This window comes from Promicromonospora iranensis (assembly GCF_028994775.1).
Taxonomy (GTDB): Bacteria; Actinomycetota; Actinomycetes; order Actinomycetales; family Cellulomonadaceae; genus Promicromonospora; species Promicromonospora iranensis_A.
The window spans coordinates 123359-139960 of the sequence record NZ_JAJQMN010000003.1 but is presented as its reverse complement, the minus strand read 5'-3'; the positions used below and the strand labels follow the sequence as shown (position 1 = coordinate 139960).

Here is a 16602-nt window from a genome sequence, read left to right as displayed (position 1 = left end):
TGCGAGCCTGCTGAGCAACCTTCCTCATCGTGTGCTTGCGACGGACCTGATCACCGGCGGAGCCCCGTGCGGCGGGCGTGGCTGTGGCCTCGCCCGCCGCGTGCGGTGTCAGGCTGCGATCACGAGTTCCCGATCGTCCAGACCTGGTTGGTGCTGCTGGTGTTGCAGGTGTACTGCTTCAGGCGGGCGCTGTTGGCGGTGGAGGCGCTCGGGACGTCGATGCACTTGCCCGAGTTCCGGTTCTTGAACTGGTGGTCGCTGCCCACGCTGATGCGCTGCCACTGCTGGTTGCTGCCCGCGTTGCAGGTGTACTGCGTGATGCTCGCGCCGTCGGCCGTGGACGCGCCGTCGACCTCGATGCACTTGCCGGAGTGCTGGGCGACGAGGTTGTAGTAGCCGTTGCCGAGATCGTTCAGCGCGATGCGCTGGTTCGTCCCGGTGCCGCAGGTGTACTGGGTGACCTCGGCGGCGTTCGACATCGAGGCGGAGACGACGTCCATGCACTTGCCCGAGTGCTTGGCGGCGATCGTCCCGGCGCGGGACCCGGAGCCGGTGCCGCCGCTCGGGTTCACGTTGTCGCCCATGGCGTACCGGTACTGGTTGGCGCCGGAGTAGTTGCGGATCGTCAGGTCGAGCGCGGTGCCGCTGCCGCTCTTGATGTAGATGGAGTACCAGTCGTAGCCGATGTTGCCCTGCTTGCCGCCGGCAGCCGGCCAGTACACACCACCCATGGAGTTGTCGCGCATCACCTCGGCGACGGCCCGCAGGTACCGGACCATGTTGTCGGCACTGCCGCTGTCGTTGTAGTTCAGGCCGTTGTTCATCGCGGAGCCGAACTCGGTCACGACGGCGCGCGACGCGCAGTTGCCCAGGCGGGTCGTGATGTGCGACCTCCAGGCGTCGTAGGTCATCGCGCTGTACATGAAGGTGTACGTGTGGAACGAGAGCAGGGTGCTGTTGAAGCGTGAGTCGTTGCAGACGTCGCGCAGGTCCTGGCTGTAGCCCGTGCCACCGATCAGGACCCGGCCGTCGGGGGCGTTGCTGTGCGTGCTGAGCCAGGCGGCGGCCGTGTCCCGCCATGCGGTCGAGGAGTAGCCGTGGGGCTCGTTCATCGGCTCGAAGTAGACGAGGTCGTTCGAGGCGTACTGCGACAGGATCGTGCTCCACATGGAGTTCCAGGCGGAGGTGTTCGTGATCCTGCCGCCGGAGGCGGCGCCGTCCTCCCAGTAGCCGAGGATGACCTTCCACCCGCGGGCCGTGGCTGCGTCGATCGTGCCGCGGTAGGCACCCCACCAGGCCGTGCCGACCGTGTGGGCGTTGACGGGCAGGCGGACGGTGTTGACGCCGAGCGTCGACTCCATGTCGCCGTAGAGCGCGTTGGCCTTGGCGCGCACGGTGTCGTAGCTGTCCGACGACGAGAGCCCGTCGAGCACCAGCGGGCTCGTCGAGAAGTTGTCACCGGAGACCGCCCAGTTCATGCCGCGGAACTGGTCGGTGGCCGCAGCGGCGGGGGCGCTGCCCGCGACGGCGGTGAACGGCAGGAGGGTCAGGACGGCCAGCAGGGCGGTCAGGCGCGCCCAGGGCCGCCGGGGGCGTGGGGAGGTTGGACGGAGTGTCGTCACGGTGCAACCCATCTCGCGCGTCATTGCGCGTGTTCGTCGTTGAACTAACGGAGGGCTTCGATGCTGATCGTTTGCGCGGGTCAGCGTCGCCGTAAGGGTTCCACTCGAGCAGTATGTGGTCAAGAGTGAGCCTTGAACGATCAGAAACGATCAGGGGGTGAAGGTCGGTGCCGGAGCCATCATGCGATCCGCGCCTTTCGGGGCGTCAGGACTTGCGCTGAGACCGAGAGTCGATAGCGGATCGGGACGAGCCGTGTGATCCAGTCGGAACACGCCCTGCGTTGACCAGGGGCAGAAAGACGTCGTCGACGATTTCCAGGATGACGGAGTCGGGTACCGGTTCGTAGGTGAGGATGAACTCCATCCGGAACAGGTCCACCGGGACGCGCAGTACCCGTTCGGTGATCGTTACGGGATCGAGCTCACCGCGTGCCGCGGCGCGCTCGGCGATGACCCGCATGATCGGGTTCTTCCCGCCGGTGGCCGCCTCGATGAGGCCGCCCAGCGAGACACCGGTCGCGCGGTAGTAGTCGCCCAGACGGGTCAGCAGCTGCACGGCCATGACGATCCTGGTGCTGTTGGTCTGCTGGAGGGCGGCGATCACGTCGCCGCGGAGGCTGCCGGTGTCCGGAGGCTCGGCCGGCTCGCTACCGATCACGTGCAGCACGGCGGCATGCACGAGCTCTGCCTTGGCGGGCCAGCGGCGGTAGAGCACGGCGCGGCCCGTCCGGGCGCGCTGGGCGACGCCGTCGTAGGTCAGGTCGTCGTATCCGCGTTCGGTCAGCTCGGCCCACGCCGCGTCGAGCAGTGCGGTCTCCAGCTCGGCACCGCGGCGCCGTCGCTCGCCATTAAGAGTCCCATTAAGAGTCACAGTGTCTCCTCTGCGTGCTACGGTACCAGAGTGCTTAAGAGACAACGTGTCTCTTGGAAGGAGATCGACATGCGCATCCTCATCACCGGTGCCGGGCTCGCGGGTCTGTCGGCGGGAATCACCTTCGGCGGCTCGGGACACGACGTCACGATCGTGGAGCGTGCTGCCCGGCTGCGGACCGGCGGATCGCCGATCGACCTGCGTGGCGACGCCATCGGCGCCGCCGGCCGGATGGGCATCCTGGACGCGGTGCGGGACGCTCGCCTCACGATGACCGAGACCGTCCACTTCGTCGGGTCTGACGGAGCCGTGCTCGCGACGGTGCCGCAGGCGATGGTCGGAGACTCGGCCGACGACATCGAGATCGCCCGCGAGGACCTGACCCGCATCCTCCGTGACGCGCTGCCCGACGGCGTGCGCCTGATCTTCGACGAGCACGTCACGGCCCTGGCCGACGACGGCACGGGCGTTGACGCCACCTTCGCCTCTGGGTCCACCGACCGGTTCGACCTCGTGATCGGTGCGGACGGTATCCACTCCGCGACCCGGCGCCTGGCCTTCGGCCCCGAGAGCGAGTACCTGCGTCCGCTGGGCTACTACGTGGCGTTCGGGTTGATGCCCGGTCGGGAGGAGTCCACGAGCCGGGAGAACTCGTTCTACAACTACCCCGGCCACCTGATCGGGTTCGCTCGCTATCACGACAAGGTGATTGCCGTGGCCACCTTCCGCTCCGAGCCGCTCGATCACGACTACCGCGACCCCGACTCCGCTCGGCGGATCCTCGCCGACGCGTTCGCCGGGCACGACGAGTGGCGCGTTCCCGAGCTGGTCGACGCCCTGGTGCGAGACCCGGACCTGTACTTCGACACCGTGGCGCAGATCCACATGGACAGCTGGCACCGGGGCCGGGTGGTCCTGCTCGGTGACGCGGCCTCCGGTCCTTCCGGTCTCTCGGGGCGTGGCACGTCGCTCGCGCTGACGGGGGCCTCGATCCTCGCCGAAGCGTTGGGAACGCACCCGGACGACGTCGGCGCTGCCCTCGCCGAGTACGAGGAGCGGCAGCGTCCGTACGTCACGCACGCCCAGGCGACCGCCGCGCCGGGCGGAGAACTGCTGGTGCCGCCGACGACCGAGGCGATCGAGGAGCGGAACCGGCAGCTCAACTCGTACGCGACGACGCCGGTCAGTCCCTGAGGGTGCGGATAGACCGGCTCGCGGCCGGACGGCGTCAGGGCGCTGGGGGGTCCGGCTCGGTCCCTTCCGATGGCCCCGGTCGCCACCGACCGGGGCCATCGTGCTCCTTGGTGCTCGTCAGCTCACCGTCAATGGCCCGAACGGCACCTCCAGCACGGAGTCTTCGAGGTTCAGGAGCGAGGGCGCGTTGCCGATCACGTTCCAGATCTCGACCTGGATCGTGCCGTCCCTGAGGTCGCCGAGAGTGCCTTCGGAGCTTTCCAGCGCCCGGTTCACAGAGGTGTAGCGCTCGAAGCCCGGGACCGGGTCCGTGGCGAAGTATCTGTACGACTCCACCCGGTCGAAGGAGCCGTCGCCGCTGAGATCGTAGGAGACGCGCAGTCGCGTGCCGTTACCGACATTCGCTTCTGCGTCCACGCCGAGATCGAACGCGGTGCGCAGACCGCCGAACTCGCCCGTGACGTGCTCCAGCGTGGCGGTGAGCCCGGTGCTCGGATCACCGACCGCATCCGGTCCTGAACGCGCGCCCAGCACGGCCGTGGTAGCAGAGCCCGGGCCAGTGGCCAGCGTGCCGCCCGCGGTCAGGTAGAACTCGGTCGCAGCAGGCTCGGGCGGATCCGTCGGGTCCGTCGGGTCGGTGCCGCTCGCGGCGCCGCCCCCGCTCCACGCATGAGCACCCGAGGTGACGGTCTTTCCGACCGGCACCGCGAGCGAGGTCCCGTCCGAGAACTCGACCGTGAGGGGCGACTGCGTGATGTTCGAGGCCACGTAGGTGCGTGCCCCGTTCTTGGTGAAGACGGCCGCCACCGGAGAATCAGCCGTCACCGCCGGGTCGATCGTGCCCAGCCCGGCAAGGTTGGCGATCCAGTGATACGTGTGCGCGCGACTCTCTCCCTCCTCCACCGGGTACTCGCGGTCCCCGTCGAGTGCGGCGAGGGCTCGCTGACCGTCCCCGAGTGCGAGATACGACCACAGGAGGTCCTGCCACACCGTCGGGTTGCCGTTGTTGGCCGCGACCATCTCGTCGTAGTTGTCGACGACGTCATCGGGCCTGAGACCGAGGTAGAGGTGACCGCCGGTGATCGGCAGCGTGTTGATGCCCTGGATCATCTCGGTTTCGCCGCTGAACCAGGTGGCGTACGCTCCACCGCTGCCCCAGATCATGCCCACCGTCGAGTGCCCGAAGGCATCGGGCATCGCACCGGACCCGTCGAACCAGTACTGCTGGATCGCCGCCGTCTGCGTGGCGTAGAGGTAGATCCCGGCATCGCGTGTGGCGTCGTCGCCCGTGGCGGTACCCCACTGGATGAGACCGTTCGCGAAGTTCTGGCCCTCCGAGCTCGACTCCTGGTTGTTGCCGTTGACGAACGCGCCGTGGCCTGCCGCCCAGTCGTGACCCGCGTAGATGTCGAAGTCCCGGAGGTACGGATAACGCAGGTCGGTGCGGTCGAAGTTGTTGGCATCCGCGATCAGTTCGTCAACCATGCCGCCGAACTCCTGGTCGGTGGCCCACGCCGGATCGAACCGCGCCAGCGTGGCGGCCGCGACGATGAAGTACCCGTAGTGGAAGTGATGGTCGTTCAGCTCTTTGTCCGAGCCGTACCCGGCGGGGAAGCCCACCAGGGTGCCCCAGTTCTCGTTGTACGCGAACAGTTTCTCCGTCTCGCCGGGGCTCGCCGTGAACCAGTCCGTGAGGGTGGCCTCGATCTGTCCGAGCGCCGTATCGCGCACGCTCGTACGGTCGAGCTGATCGGCGATCTCCGCGATCCGCACGGCGCGGCCGAGCGCCTTTCCGGTCCAGTAGGTGTCGCCACCGTCGATGCTCATCGGGTCGTCCGCTTCTGCGTCGAGCAGGGCGTCGAGCCGCGCATTCGCGTCACCCGCTGCGGTCGCGACCGCAGGGACTTCCGGCAGGACACCGGTGAACGGAGTCTCCGTCGTGAACGACGTCGCTCCGACCAGGGTGTTCATCTTGCCGCGTGCGGACTCGTAGTCGCGGTCGGAGGCCGCGCCGCCGCCCGGCCCGTCGCCGGCAGTCTCCTCGAGGTAGACGTCCTGATGCGGGTAGAGCGCCACGATCGTGCCCGAGCTGCTGCCCTCGTGCGCCTCGGTCTCGAAGGAGTAGGTCGTACGCACGATGCTCGTGGCCTCGTCGTAGTCGTAGTCGGCGCGAGTTCCGGTCACCTCGACATAGGCATACGGGGTGTACGAGTCCGCCTGGGCGGTCCGCGCCGCGTCGTCGTCGCCCGGTGTTGTCGGAAGTGCGGCGACAGAGAGGTAGCCCTTGCCGGAGAGGTTGCTGCTGAGCACGCTGCCAGAGGTTGTCCAGGACGATCCGGTCGGCGCGAACGCGACGTAGTCGGCGCCGCCGGTGCTGAATCCGATCCGGGCGCCGTCGCGGAGCCACACACGAAGGTCCGACGCACCGGTGAGGCGCGCATCGCCGCCGGTCATCTCGAACCAGGTGACGGGAAGCCCGTGCCCGATCGTCGCCGTCATGGAGCGTGCTCCGTCGCTCCAGGAGGGGGTGACCGTCCAGTCGCTCCAATCGGCGACCTCGGCGACGGATGCGTTCAGACCCGCTACCCCGACGACGAGGTCCTGGCTGTACGGGTAGTGAAACTCCCCGATCCCACCGGGCGTTCCGTAGAGGGTGGGCTGCTGGGTGTACGAGAGCCCGAGGCCCTCGGGCGACGGCTTGTACGACACGGGGTGCGCGTGCAGGGGCTCGCTCATCGAGCAGTCGAACTTCTTGAAGCTCAACGAGGACCACCAGTCGTTCGTCGGCACAGCCCCTTCCGGCGCCGAGTCGGTGATGAACGCGCGAGCGTCGGTTGCGAGCGGGGCGCACCCCTCGGGTGCGGGGCCGACCTGATCGGTCGTGTAGCTCCCGGCACCGACGGGCGTCGGTTCGGCCGCCACGGCCGGGGCGGCGCCGGCCGTGGAGAGTGCGACCACGACTGCCGTGAGAACAGCCATGTGTGAACGCCATTCCCGGCGTCGGCGTCGAGACCCGAGCCGCTGATCGCCGTGCGGTCGCATCGCTGGTTCGGGATTGGCCGTCGAACCTGTGCTGGAAGAAGGATGGAACATCGTTGTCCTCTCGGAGCCGCCCACCATGGGGTGCTTCGCTCGTCTCGTTCCCGCGTCGTCGAGGGTGATGAAGGACTTGCGAAATTTCACATCGCGCCGCTCCTTGACAAGCAACATCGGTGAGAGCGCTCTCACAGATTGCAGGATCAGAGCACGGCCGTCAACCAATTGTGGTGAGACATCGTTTTTGTGGGGTTACCGCACCTGGAAGCGCGCGGCGCTCCAAGAACGAGGTTCGGAACCTCGGACCCTGCGGGTATCTATGCCAGGACCGCGCTTGGATCGCTGACTCTTCGCATGGTGCTCACCCGGACGCGCGATCGTCGAACGTTCCGAGTGGTCCGAGATCGGCACCATCGATCTGGTCCGCAGTCGATCGAGCAAGTCCGACCAGTTCGGCCATGGGTACGGCAGCGCGGCTGGTGGCGCCGAGGTCTTCGTGAGCTTCCTTGGTCCAGAGCGGCGGGAAGAAGTTCAGGCCCCGGTAGCCACTCAGACTGTGGGTCTCAGCGTCCCATCCGTCCCACCGCAGCCCGTCCGTGAAATCGGTCAGGCCGCCGTCGAGCACCCAGGCGAGCCAGGCGGCGTGCCCTGCCTCTAGCCGCTCCCACTGGAGCGTGTCGGGAGCGAGATAGATCATCTCGCCCGGTCTTCCTGGTCGTGCGACGGCTTCAGGGTCGTGCCCGTTGAGGACGTAGGTACCGCCGAGGACGTCGTGGGCGACGACGAGCCCATGCGCCGGGGACCACGTGTCCTGGGGTGCCGATGGGAAGTCGTTCACCGCTGCCAGGCTGGGCAGCCGGGCAGGGTCGCCCAAGGACGGGCTTCCGTAGACGCGCAACCAACCGTTGTCGATCAGGAGCCCGCCGCTGTGGACGACGACGGCGCCCAGGTATGACTTGGTCGTGACCTGGAGCTGTTCGAGCGTACGACGGCAGGTCGCCTCGTCAGGCGCGAGAACCTCGACGGTCACCGACGCCTCCCTGAAGAGGCGTTGTAACTCTGGCCAGGCTGGTTCTTGCGTGGCGGTCAGGTTCTCGAACAGTCGCACAGGCTGGATCGTAGCCCCGTAGCCCCGCCCTCCTGACCTGCTGGCTCCACCCGGCGACGCACAGCCCGAGTAGCTACCTCGGCGCTGCTATAAATGGCGCCCATGACGAGCGACCGAGGCCCTTCGCCGATCGACCTGGTCGCAGAACGTCGTTGGATCCCCAAGCTCTGGATCGGACTCGCGGCTGCCGTCGTGGCCTTTGCTGTGCTCCCAGCCGTTGTTACCACCTGGATCGCGAACGGCCCAGGTGCGGCGCTGGGCGTGCTTGCGACCATCGCGATCGTCGTCCTGCTCATCTACGTCCTGCTCCTGCCGACGGTGCTCATAGGGCGCAGGCAGTGCGCACGGATGGTCCGACAGGTGGAGCGGTTACGGCCAGGCTGGCCACTCGTACTCGGCCAGATCCCGCTTGCCTACGTGTCAGCGAAGTCGGCAGTGATTCTTGTGGTTCTGCGCGATAGCGTCGAGGTGTGGGGCTATGGCGACACCAGTCCGCGGTGGACGGTGCGGCGCACTCCGGGAGGCGTCAGGCTGGTCAGGTCTGGTGGGATCACGGGCTCGGGCGTCTACGACCTCGAGGTCTCCGACGGCGATCAGCGCGTGGCGATCCGACCCTGCGACCTGCGAAAGCTAGCGTGGTTCCCCATGAGCAGACAGTCCGACTTCGCTGACGCTCTGAGCACGTTGGGGGAGAGGCCGCAGGACCACCTGGTCATGTAGGCCGCGCGAAGCCGGCGCAACCTGCGCATCTCGGCTCGACACCCGCATGATCACTCCTGCTGCGTCTCGTCCCGCACCCACTCCAGGTACTTCTGGTGTCCGCCGATCACGGGCGTCACCAGAACCTCGGGAACGTCGTAGGAGTGCTCCCGCACGATGTACTCGGTGAGCCGGTCAGCGAGGGCGGCGGTGGCCTTGAACGTGACGCGCCCCGGCGCGAGCGAAGCGCGCTGGGAGACGTGCACCCGAGCGGGCGAGCGCGTTCGCCCGCCGGACACCTGGTGGCTACCGGCGCATCATCGCGCTGGGCTTCACTTCGCGGTGATGCGTGGGCGAACCAGATGTGGCGTTGTGATGCTCGTGGTCTTGGGCGCGCTGATGTCGGGATGTTCGGTGAGCGAGGAAGACGTGGTGCCTGCCCCGACGGATGCTGCCTCCGAGATCGTGCCCGAGCCGGGGCGCACGATCGAGGCGACGCCGCCCGCATCCCTCTCCGGTCTGGACGGGTACCGGATCGCTGCGATCATTCCCGATGCCTCGGCGCCCTCCATGGCCTTGCTGTCGGCCGCAAGGGAAGTGGCCTCCGCGAGCGGCGCGGACCTGCGTGAGTTTCCCGCCGACGAGAAGGGTGAGGACCCGGTCGGTGCGGCGCTCGATCGAGCTCTCGACGCACGGCCGGACCTGATCGTCGGTCTCGGGGACGGCGTTGTGGACGTGTTCAGCTTCGAGAGCGCGCAGCTGCTCGACCTGCAGTTCCTCGTCGTCGGCGCGCAGCTGGCCGAGCCGACCGGCAACGTCACCGCCGTGGTCTGGGACGGTGCGACCTCTCGCGGATCCGCAGCCGGCTCTGACGGAGAGCTCACCGATACCAGCATCACCGAGGACCGCGGCGAGGATGCGCTCGAAGCGGGTTTGGCGAGCATCCAGGACGGCACCACCGGCGTCGTCCTCCATCTCGGCTGAGTATCGAACCGGGTACGTCGACATCGCGCAAGACGGCGATCGCCATCCTTCCCCTGTGTGGCACCTGTTGTTCATCGAATCGCCTCGATCGGGCCATATGGGGCGAGGAAGGTGACGAGTCGGGCGGCATGGATGCGCTCTCACCCCTGCACGGAACTCAAGATTGGCGTGTGACCTCTTGCAGATGACCACAGCGTCGCCGACTCCGGTCGGCGATTCGCGTAAGCACAGGAGCGGACGGCGTGGGCTCGCGGGCCTCGCCCTCGTCTCGCTGGTGGCGGGAGTATTCGCCGCCTCTCTCCCCGCCACGGCGGCCGACGAGACCTCCACAGCGTCGTCTGCGGAGGCCGGCGTGACGCCGGTCCGCATCGAGGCCGAGACGTACACGGGGAGCAACAACGGCGACGTGATCAACGGCCGGGTGATGAACACCGGCGTCGAACCGGACGGCGGTGCCTCGGGCGGATCGCGTGTGAAGAACACCTACGACGGCGCCGAGATCTGGTTCGACGACGTCGACCTCGGCACCACTCCGCTGTCCTCGCTCACGGTGCGCTACGTCGTCAACGAGAGCCGCAGCGGCGTGAGCCCGTCGATCGACGTCTACCTCGACGAGAAGAGCGCCGAGAACAAGGTCGCGACCGTGGCGCTGGAGGCGACGGGCAGCGACTGGTCCTCGTACGGCCAGACGACGGCGGACCTGCTGACGGAGGTCTCCGGCGAGCACAAGGTGATCGTGGTCATGCATGTCGACCCGAAGCCGGGCGAGAGCGGAAGCTACCCGAACTACGTCGGCAACATCGACTTCCTCGAGTTCGGCCCCGAGTCGCTGCCCGAGACGTTCCTCACGACGGCCGACGCCTGGAAGTACTCGGACGACGGTACGGACCCGTCCGGTGACGGCTCGCTGTCCTGGACGACGGCCGACTTCGACGACGCCGCGTGGAAGGAAGCCGTCGGGCCCTTCGGTTCGAAGCGAGGCGCCGCGGATCTCGGCGGCGGCTTCGTCGCGAACACGCTGCTGCAGTACACGCTGGCCGGCTCGCCGAACACCGTGCCGACCTATCACTTCCGCAACGAGTTCGAGATCTCGGCCGCGCAGCTCGCGCAGGTCGAGTCGCTCCAGGGGAAGGTCACCTACGACGACGCCGCACGCGTCTACGTCAACGGTGAGAAGGTCGCCGGATTCGTGGACGACCGCGTGGACGAGGCCGCGAACCAGAACCTGACCTATGCCGGCGCGAGCAACGGCAACCCACTGACCAGCACGTTCACGATCCCGGTGGATGCGCTCAAGGCCGGCGGGAACACCATCGCCGTCGCGCTCTACCAGGACCGCGAGACCAGCAGCGACATCTACTTCGATCTGACGTCGCTGGCCCCGACGGGCCCGGCCCCCGCACCGGAGATCGCTGACATCGCCCTGCACGTCGGCGCCACCCAGGCCGAGCGCAACCTCACCTGGTACTCGAACGTCGACGTGCCGCAGGTCGCGCAGCTCGCTGAGGCCGCGGACGTCGTCGACGGCGTCTTCCCCGCATCGGCTCGCACGGTCGAGGTGACGAGGAGCGGTGGGACCACGAGCGGTGAGTTCTTCCGCGACGCCACGTTCGACCGCCTCGAGGAGAACACCGAGTACGCCTACCGCGTCGGCAGCGAGGCGACCGGCTGGTCCGACGTCCACACCTTCCGCACGCAGGACTTCTCTGGCGACTTCTCCTTCCTGTTCTTCGGTGATCCCCAGGTGGGCGCCTCCGGGAACCTCGCGCGCGACGAAGCCGGCTGGATCGACACGCTGAACGTCGCGACGCAGACCTATCCGGACGCCGAGATGCTGTTCTCGGCGGGCGACCAGGTCGAGGCCGCCTCGAGCGAGGCCCAGTACGACACCTTCCTGAAGCCGGAGCAGGTCCGGAGCGTCCCGCTCGCCGTGACCAACGGCAACCACGACGTCGGATCGAAGGCGTACGAGCAGCACTTCAACGTGCCGAACGAGGACCTGGAATCTGGTGGGGCGTCCAACGGCACGTCGTCGGGCGGCGACTACTGGTTCCTCTACAAGGACGTGCTGTTCCTCAACATCAACTCCAACAGCCGCGACTTCGACTCCCACAACGCGTTCATGGAGAAGGTCATCGCGGAGCAGGGCGACAAGGCGAGGTGGAAGGTGCTCGCCTTCCACCACTCGATCTACTCGGTCGCGTCGCACACGAATGACGGCGACATCATCGACCGGCGCAACAACATGCCGGCGAAGATCTCGGAGCTGGGCTTCGACATGGTGCTGATGGGGCACGACCACAACTACACGCGCAGCTACCTGATCAAGGACGGCCAGCTCGCCGACCCGACCGAGGTCGCCGGCCAGGAACGCGTCGAGGCCGAGGACGGCGAGGCGCTGTACGTCACGGCGAACTCGTCCAGCGGCTCGAAGTACTACGACACCCGCGCTCCCGAAGCGTGGTTCGCCTCGGTGATCAACCAGGAGAAGGTGCGCAACTACTCGGCGATCGAGGTCACTGACAAGACTCTCACGGTGCGCACCCTGCGCAGCCAGGCCAACGGCGTCATCGCTCCGGTGAACAGCGTCGTGGACGAGGTCGTGCTCGCCAAGGCGGACGCGACGACGGAGCTGGACGTGTCGGTGGACGTGTCGACGCGCACGCTCGGGGGCACGCAGCACGTGTCGACGGTCGTGACGAACAACGAGGACGCCCCGGTGGATGTCGTGGTGGAGACGGCATACGGAGCCAAGTCGTTCGCCGCGGTGCAGCCCGGGAAGTCGGCGAGCGTGGCGATGAGCTCGCGCGCGACGGCGATCCCGGCCGGCGACGTGACGGTCACCGTCACGGGACGGGTCGGCGGCGAGACGGTGACGACCTCGAAGACCGCTTCCTACCCGGCCGCCGGCTGAGCCATCGCCCCTGAATCAACGCGTGACGCCGTGCGGCCTCGCGCGTGAACCTGAACTAGGAGAGAACGACGTGAACAAGAACTCCCTCATGCTGCGCGGCAGCGCGATCGCCTTCGGCGCCGCCCTGCTGGCATCGGCGGGCTCGGCGGCCATGGCCGACGACGAGAAGGACACCAAGAGCGTCGACGTCGACGTCGAGATCGAGCCGCTCACGGGCCCGGGATCGCTCGCGATGACGGTCGAGAGCGACTCGACCGCCCTCACGGAGGGCGAGTCGACCGATCTGGAGCGCGTCTTCACGGGCACGCTGCCGAAGGTCACGGTGACCGACACCCGTGCGCCGGAAGACGTCCCGGACGGCGCCTTCTGGTACGTGATGGGCACCGCGAGCGACTTCCACGACGCGCCGGGCGAGAACACGATCGAGGCGAGCCACCTCGGCTGGTCGCCGCAGCTCGTCGCGGGCGAGGGGGAGGGCGAGCCCTTCGTCGAGGTCGGCGGCGACGTGGCTCCGTCGGCGCCTGGTCTGGCCGACCAGGAGCTGCTGTACCTCGCTGAGTCGGCCGATGCCAACGCCGGGGGCGGCAGGTTCAGCGCGGTCGCGGACCTCAAGCTCGCGGTCCCGGCGGACGTGGCAGCCGGAAGCTACTCCTCGACGATCACCCTGTCGCTGTTCGAGTGACGTCGTCGCGTCGGGCGGGGTGACCGGAGCACGCCTCCGGCTCCCCGCCCGGCGCTCGTCGCCCCAGCTCTCGTCGCCCCGCCCCGATCCCAGGAGCCCGTCCCGTGAAGAACCCGCTCGTCCCGCTCGCCGTCCTGACGCTCGTCGCCGCCTCGGCGCTGGTGGCGACGCCTGCCCGCGCCGCAGTGGACGACGTCGTGACGTGGTCGGTGCGCCCGGGCGACGAGAACGGCGAGGACGGTCGCGCCTGGGTCGAGTGGGCGGCGGATCCGGGCCAGTCGCGCACCGAGCACATGGCCGTCATCAACCACAGCGACGACCCGGTGGAGTTCCGGCTGACCTCCGCCGACGGATACTTCACCGACACGGGCCGCTTCAACATGCTGCCCTCCGACCAGGAGTCGGTCGCGGCCGGCACGTGGATCGAGCTGCCGGAGAGCGTGACCGTCCCCGCGGGCGCAGCCGAGGTCGTGCCGTTCACGGTGGCCGTTCCCGACGACGCCGAACCGGGCGACCACGCCGCGGGCGTCGCCGCGAGCGTGCGCTCGACGGGCGGAGGCGAGGTCGCGGTCGAGTCGCGGGTGGGGTTCCGCGTGATGACGCGCGTGCTGGGCGAGCTCGAACCATCGCTCGGCCTCACGGCGTCGGCGTCCTACACGGGCGATCCGAACCCCTTCGAGGCGGGCGCGATCGACGTCGCGTACGAGCTCGAGAACACGGGGAACACCCGCCTGAACGCCCGGCCCGAGATCTCCCTGTCCGGCCCGTTCGGCCTCGGGGAGCTCACCCTGCGTGGCGAAGAGATCGTCGAGATCGCGCCGGGGGAGACGCGGCACGGGACCGTCCGCTTCCCGGACGCCTGGCCACTCGTCGCCTACGACGTCACCGTGGTGGCGCAGCCCCTCCCCCTCTCCGACGAGCTCTCGTTCGACGACGCCGAGCGCGGCAGCGCGCAGACCACAGTGCTCGCCATGCCCTGGCCGCAGCTCCTCGTCCTGATCGTGGCGGCGCTGCTGACGACCTGGAGCGTCTGGCGTCGTCGTCGCGAGCAGCGACGGACCGCGGAGCTGGTCGCGCAGGCGCGCGAAGAGGCTCGCGAAGAGGCGCTCGCCGGTGCCGTCCCACACCACAGCTGACACCACCCGTTCCGGAGAAAGACTGGTCATGTCCCTCGCATCTCGTTCTCTTCGTCTGACCGCCGCGGTCGCGGCCGTCGCGCTGATCGGAGCCGGCCTGTCCAGCGTCTCCCCGGGTACCGAAACACCCGCCGCCGCAGCGGTGGCGGACGAGACCGACTACGCCGGTCTCGTCAACCCCTTCGTCTCGACCGAGGACGACTTCGGCCAGGACCTCGTCGGCGCGGAAGCGCCGACCTCGATCGTCAAGATCAACCCGATGACGGCTCCGGGCCGCTCGCACTCGGGTTACGACTACGCCGAGGACCAGATCTCGGGCTTCACGCACACCAACCTCAACGGCGTCGGCGGCTCGGGCGGCGGCGGCGACCTCCTCGTCGTGCCGACGTATCAGCAGTACACGAGTCGTCCGGGTACCGGCACGTACGCGAAGGACTACAGCCACGCGGACGAAGAGGCCGAGCCGGGGTACTACGCCGTCGACCTCGCGACCGACGCCGGCGCGATCCGCGCCGAGGCGACCACCGACGTGCGCACGGGACAGGACCGCTTCACCTTTCCCGAGGCGGGGACCGCCTCCCTCGTCGTCGACCTGCGGCACAACTTCACGAGCCGCAGGGGCGCCACGCTCGGCTACGAGACGCTGGACGACGGACGCGTCGCGCTCTCCGGCGACTTCACCGGCCATTTCAACGGCTACGACTACCGGATGCACTACTACGTGGAGACGACGGCACCGGCGGCGGGTGTGCGCACCTGGGGTGGCTCCGGTGACCTCGCCGAGCAGCCGCAGCGCGACGGCACCGACATCGGCGCGATCCTCGACTTCGAGGTGGATGCGGGCCAGCAGGTCGGGCTCAGGGTGGCCATCTCTCCCATCAGCGTCGAGCAGGCGAAGATCGACCTGGCCGCCGAGATGGGGGACCGCTCCTTCGAGCAGGTACGCGAGGAGACGCGGGCCGCGTGGAACGAGATCCTCGGCAGGCTCGCCGTGACGGCATCCGGGACGAGTGATCCGGACGGCGAGCTGCAGACGCTGTTCTACACGCACCTGTACCGCATGTTCGGGACGCCGGTGAACGCGACGAGCACGAGCGGCACGTACCGCGGCCTCGACGGCGAGGTGCACCAGACCGACGGCTACACGCACTATGACGGCTGGGGGTTCTGGGACGACTTCCGCAAGTACGAGATCCTCGCGATCGGATACCCCGAGGTGTTCCGCGACATGGCGCAGTCGGTCGTCGATCTCTACGGATCGTTCGCGAGCACCGGCAAGGGATCCCTGTCGAGCGTCACCCACTCCGTGCCCACCGTGCGGTTCGAGCGCGCCGCGATCGTCGTCGCCGACGCGATCGCCAAGGGCGCACAGCTGCGGGGTCTCGCCCAGGCATGGCCCGCCCTCGTCTCGCAGTCGCAGGGCGGCTACGCCGACGAGGGGAACGCTCGTCGCGGCTACATCGCGAACGAGGTCGACGACACGCTCGGCACCTCCTACGACGACTGGGCCATGGCGACGATCGCCGACTCGCTCGGGAAGACGGACGAGGCGCAGCGCTACCGCCTGCGCGCCGCCAACTGGACGAACCTGTTCAAGCCGAGCTCCGTCACCCTGGCCGACGGCACCAAGACCGGACTGATCTTCCCCAAGGACGCGAACGGCGCCTGGGTCGACGCGGATCCCGAGCGGTTCGAAGCCGCGAACCTCTACCAGGGCACGCTGTGGCAGTACCACTGGTACGCCGCGGCCGACATGGGCGGGCTCATCGACAAGATGGGCGGCGAGGAGACCACGCGGAAGGCGCTCAGCTTCATGTTCGGCGAGCAGGCGCCCGATGACGGCAAGCGCATGCTGCACGCCAACGCGAACGAGATCGACCTGCAGGCGCCGTACCTGTTCAACTACGTCGGCGCCCCTGCGCGGACCCAGCACTGGGTGCGGAGCATCTACACCAAGGAGACGTGGAACCGGTACATCGCGACCGGCGGTACCCACGAGGCGCCGTCGGGCGGTGGGGAGTTCACCCCGCCGGTGAAGACGAAGGTGTTCAAGAACGATCCGCAGGGCTTCCTGCCCACGATGGACAACGACACCGGAACGATGTCGTCCACCTTCGTCGCGGCCGCGCTGGGGCTGTTCCCCGTGGCCGCCGGATCCGACGAGTATCAGATCGGCACGCCGTTCTTCGAGAACGTGCGGATCAACTATCCCTCCGGCCGGACCTTCGACATCTCCGCGGACGGGGTGTCGCCCGAGGCCTACTACATCCAGTCGGCACGCCTGAACGGCGAGGCGTTCGACCGCACCTGGCTGACGTACGACCAGCTCACCGCCGGGGGTGAGCTGGACTTCCGG

General features: G+C 68.3%; 11 protein-coding genes and 2 pseudogenes. 8 read left to right on the top strand and 5 right to left on the bottom strand.

The window, feature by feature from the left end; translation table 11 throughout:
* Positions 1-119: 119 nt before the first annotated feature.
* Together LUU90_RS06015 and LUU90_RS06010 are read right to left on the bottom strand one after the other, a co-directional pair.
* The gene (locus LUU90_RS06015) at positions 120-1622 is read right to left on the bottom strand and encodes a ricin-type beta-trefoil lectin domain protein (RefSeq protein ID WP_275002422.1); all 1503 of its coding nucleotides are present in this window, start codon (positions 1620-1622) and stop codon (positions 120-122) included.
* A gap of 205 nt (positions 1623-1827) precedes the next feature.
* Positions 1828-2493, bottom strand: coding sequence for a TetR/AcrR family transcriptional regulator (locus LUU90_RS06010; protein ID WP_275002421.1), 666 nt, complete (start codon positions 2491-2493; stop codon positions 1828-1830).
* Positions 2494-2562: 69 nt separating this feature from the next.
* Here LUU90_RS06010 and LUU90_RS06005 point away from each other — a divergent pair, with 69 nt between their 5' ends.
* Complete coding sequence (locus LUU90_RS06005; protein ID WP_275002420.1) at positions 2563-3687, top strand: FAD-dependent monooxygenase; 1125 nt, start codon at positions 2563-2565, stop codon at positions 3685-3687.
* A gap of 117 nt (positions 3688-3804) precedes the next feature.
* On the opposite strand, the gene LUU90_RS06000 is transcribed toward LUU90_RS06005, so the two are convergent.
* Together LUU90_RS06000 and LUU90_RS05995 are read right to left on the bottom strand one after the other, a co-directional pair.
* Positions 3805-6666, bottom strand: a complete 2862-nt coding sequence (locus LUU90_RS06000) for a glycosyl hydrolase (protein WP_275002419.1) — start codon at positions 6664-6666, stop codon at positions 3805-3807.
* A 418-nt stretch (positions 6667-7084) separates the two neighbouring features.
* The gene (locus tag LUU90_RS05995) at positions 7085-7831 is read right to left on the bottom strand and encodes a DUF2625 family protein (protein WP_275002418.1); all 747 of its coding nucleotides are present in this window, start codon (positions 7829-7831) and stop codon (positions 7085-7087) included.
* Positions 7832-7933: 102 nt separating this feature from the next.
* Between LUU90_RS05995 and LUU90_RS05990 the strand changes: the two genes are divergently transcribed.
* Positions 7934-8551, top strand: a complete 618-nt coding sequence (locus LUU90_RS05990) for a hypothetical protein (RefSeq protein ID WP_275002417.1) — start codon at positions 7934-7936, stop codon at positions 8549-8551.
* A 50-nt stretch (positions 8552-8601) separates the two neighbouring features.
* Here the strand turns inward: LUU90_RS05990 and cutA are convergent, their stop codons facing one another.
* Positions 8602-8796 carry a divalent cation tolerance protein CutA gene (gene cutA / locus LUU90_RS05985; protein WP_275002416.1) on the bottom strand — a complete coding sequence of 65 codons (195 nt, stop codon included), beginning with the start codon at positions 8794-8796 and terminating at the stop codon, positions 8602-8604.
* 148 nt (positions 8797-8944) lie between these two features.
* On the opposite strand from cutA, the gene LUU90_RS05980 reads away from it, so the two are divergent.
* From LUU90_RS05980 to LUU90_RS26475, 6 genes and pseudogenes are all read left to right on the top strand, one after another.
* Positions 8945-9514 carry a hypothetical protein gene (locus LUU90_RS05980; protein ID WP_275002415.1) on the top strand — a complete coding sequence of 190 codons (570 nt, stop codon included), beginning with the start codon at positions 8945-8947 and terminating at the stop codon, positions 9512-9514.
* Between the two features lie 184 nt (positions 9515-9698).
* Positions 9699-12428, top strand: coding sequence for a fibronectin type III domain-containing protein (locus tag LUU90_RS05975; RefSeq protein WP_275002414.1), 2730 nt, complete (start codon positions 9699-9701; stop codon positions 12426-12428).
* A gap of 70 nt (positions 12429-12498) precedes the next feature.
* On the top strand, positions 12499-13110 hold the full coding sequence (locus tag LUU90_RS05970) for a hypothetical protein (protein WP_275002413.1): 612 nt from the start codon (positions 12499-12501) through the stop codon (positions 13108-13110).
* A 104-nt stretch (positions 13111-13214) separates the two neighbouring features.
* Positions 13215-14246, top strand: coding sequence for a WxL protein peptidoglycan domain-containing protein (locus tag LUU90_RS05965; RefSeq protein WP_275002412.1), 1032 nt, complete (start codon positions 13215-13217; stop codon positions 14244-14246).
* A gap of 28 nt (positions 14247-14274) precedes the next feature.
* A pseudogene (locus LUU90_RS26480) lies at positions 14275-15108 on the top strand (hypothetical protein); the annotation flags it as partial.
* Positions 15109-16599, top strand: a pseudogene (locus tag LUU90_RS26475) (glycoside hydrolase domain-containing protein); the annotation flags it as partial. It abuts the pseudogene before it with no gap.
* Positions 16600-16602: the final 3 nt, after the last annotated feature.